The 2656-nt window shown below is 72.1% G+C and carries 1 protein-coding gene and 1 pseudogene; both read left to right on the top strand.

The features are described from left to right. Positions 1-132 precede the first annotated feature (132 nt). Positions 133-1290: pseudogene (locus tag ACFXBC_RS31795) on the top strand (metallopeptidase TldD-related protein); the annotation flags it as partial. A gap of 63 nt (positions 1291-1353) precedes the next feature. Then, positions 1354-2625 (top strand): tyrosine--tRNA ligase, encoded by a 1272-nt coding sequence (tyrS, locus tag ACFXBC_RS31790; RefSeq protein ID WP_385032390.1) that lies wholly within the window; start codon positions 1354-1356, stop codon positions 2623-2625. Positions 2626-2656: the final 31 nt, after the last annotated feature.

The following is a 2656-nucleotide window of genomic DNA, read 5'->3' as shown; positions in this document are numbered from 1 at the left end:
TCTCTGCCGCGCCCCCACCCCGCACAAAACCCACCCACCTCGGCGCGCGCTCTCTTTGTTTAAAACCCCCCGGGGGCGGGCCCGCCTCGGGGGGTCGGGGGGGCCGGGGGGGGGCCCGCGGCCCCCCCCGCCCCGCTGGTCCGGGCCGCCGAGGCGGCGGCCCGGGACGGCGCCCCGGCCGAGGACGCCCGGCCGCTGGTCGGCGGGGTGCCCGAGTCCCCCGGCTTCACGGAGCCACCGGCCGGGACGGACTCGTCGGTCTTCGCCGCCTTCGCACCGGCGCTGGGCGAGTCCTTCGCCCGCGCACGGTCCGGCGGACGGGAGCTGTACGGATTCGCCAGCCATGAGATGACCTCCAGCTACCTCGGTACGTCGACCGGCCTGCGGCTGCGCCACGACCAGCCGAACGGCACCCTGGAGCTGAACGCCAAGTCCCCCGACCGGTCCCGCTCCGCCTGGGCGGGCCGGGCCACACGTGACTTCACCGATGTCGACCCGGCCGCGCTCGACGCCGAGCTGGCGCGGCGGCTGCGCTGGGCCGAGCGCCGGGTCGCGCTGCCCGCCGGGCGGTACGAGACGCTGCTGCCGCCCACCGCCGTGGCCGATCTGCTGATCTACCAGCTCTGGTCGTCGGCGGCGCGGGACGCGGCGGAGGGCCGTACGGTCTTCTCCCGGCCCGGCGGCGGGACCCGTATCGGTGACCGGCTCTCCGCGCTGCCGCTGACCCTGCGCAGCGATCCGGCCGAGCCCGGTCTGGAGTCGGCGCCCTTCGTCCTGGCGCACGCGTCGGGCGACGACACCTCGGTCTTCGACAACGGGCTGCCGCTCTCCCGTACGGACTGGGTGCGCGAGGGCCGGCTGGAGCGCCTGGTCACCACCCGGCACAGCGCGGAGCTGACCGGCCTCCCGGTGGCCCCCGCCATCGGCAATCTGGTCCTGGACGGCGGCGGGGAGCGCTCGCTCGACGAGATGGTGGCTGCGTCGGGGCACGACGGTCCGGCGCTGCTGCTGACCTGCCTCTGGTACATCAGGGAGGTCGATCCGGCCACCCTGCTGCTGACCGGGCTGACCAGGGACGGTGTCTATCTCGTGGAGAACGGCGAGGTCACCGGCGAGGTGAACAACTTCCGCTTCAACGAGTCACCGGTCGGTCTGCTCTCCCGGGCCACCGAGGCGGGGCGTACGGAGCGGACGCTGCCGCGCGAGTGGAGCGACTGGTTCACGCGCGCCGCGATGCCCGCCCTGCGCATCCCGGATTTCAATATGAGCTCCGTCAGCCAGGGCGTATAACCTCTGGGACGTACTTCCGGTCCGGAACGTACGTACCAGCACACCGAAGGAGACGCGAGACCCGTGACGGACATCGTCGACGAGCTGAAGTGGCGGGGGCTCTTCGCCCTCTCCACTGACGAGGACGCATTGCGCAAGACGCTCGCGGACGGTCCCGTCACGTTCTATTGCGGCTTCGACCCGACGGCGGCCAGCCTGCATGTGGGCCACCTCGTGCAGGTCCTCACCGTCCGCAGGCTCCAGCAGGCCGGGCACCGGCCGCTGGCGCTGGTGGGCGGGGCCACCGGTCAGATCGGCGACCCGCGGCCGACCGCCGAGCGCACGCTGAACGACCCGGAGACCGTCGCGAACTGGGTGGGCCGGCTGCGCTCCCAGATCGAGCCGTTCCTCTCCTTCGAGGGGGAGAACGCGGCGGTCATGGTCAACAACCTGGACTGGACCGCGGGCCTGTCCGCGATCGAGTTCCTGCGGGACATCGGCAAGCACTTCCGGGTGAACAAGATGCTCACCAAGGACTCGGTCGCCCGCCGTCTGGAGTCCGAACAGGGCATCAGCTACACGGAGTTCAGCTACCAGCTGCTCCAGGGGATGGACTTCCTGGAGCTCTACCGGCGGTACGGCTGCACGCTCCAGCAGGGCGGCAGCGACCAGTGGGGCAACCTCACGGCGGGCATCGACCTGATCCACCGCCTGGAGCCGGACGCGTCGGTGCACGCGCTGGGCACCCCGCTGATGGTCAAGGCGGACGGCACCAAGTTCGGCAAGTCGGAGAGCGGTGCCGTCTGGCTGGACGCGGAGATGACCACTCCGTACGCCTTCTACCAGTTCTGGCTGAATGTGGACGACCGCGATGTCTCCACGTACAACCGCATCCTCAGCTTCAAGAGCCGGGCCGAGCTGGAAGAGCTGGAGCGGCAGACCGAGGAGCGGCCGCAGGCGCGGGCCGCGCAGCGCTCGCTGGCCGAGGAGCTGACGACGCTGGTGCACGGCGCGGACCAGTGTGCGGCGGTGGTCGCGGCGTCGAAGGCGCTGTTCGGCCAGGGCGAGCTGACGGAGCTCGACGAGGCGACGCTGGGCGCCGCGCTCTCCGAGCTGCCGCACACCAGGGTCGACGCGCTCGTTCCGGTCGTGGAACTGCTCGCCGAAACGGGTCTGGTGCCGAGCAGGTCGGCGGCCCGCCGCGCCGTCAAGGAGGGCGGGGCTTACGTCAACAACGTGAAGGTCGCGGGCGAGGACGCGGTGCCGGCCGCCGCGGATCTGCTGCACGGGCGGTGGCTGGTGCTGCGCCGCGGCAAGAAGAACCTGGCGGCGGTCGAGGTCACCGGCGTCCGGTAGTACGGAAGCGGCATGCGTGAGGGGCGGCCGG

Origin of the sequence: Streptomyces sp. NPDC059398 (genome assembly GCF_042751845.1) — a bacterium.
Classification (GTDB): domain Bacteria; phylum Actinomycetota; class Actinomycetes; order Streptomycetales; family Streptomycetaceae; genus Streptomyces.
Note: the sequence above shows the minus strand (reverse complement) of the source record. Positions and strands in the feature narration are given on the sequence as shown.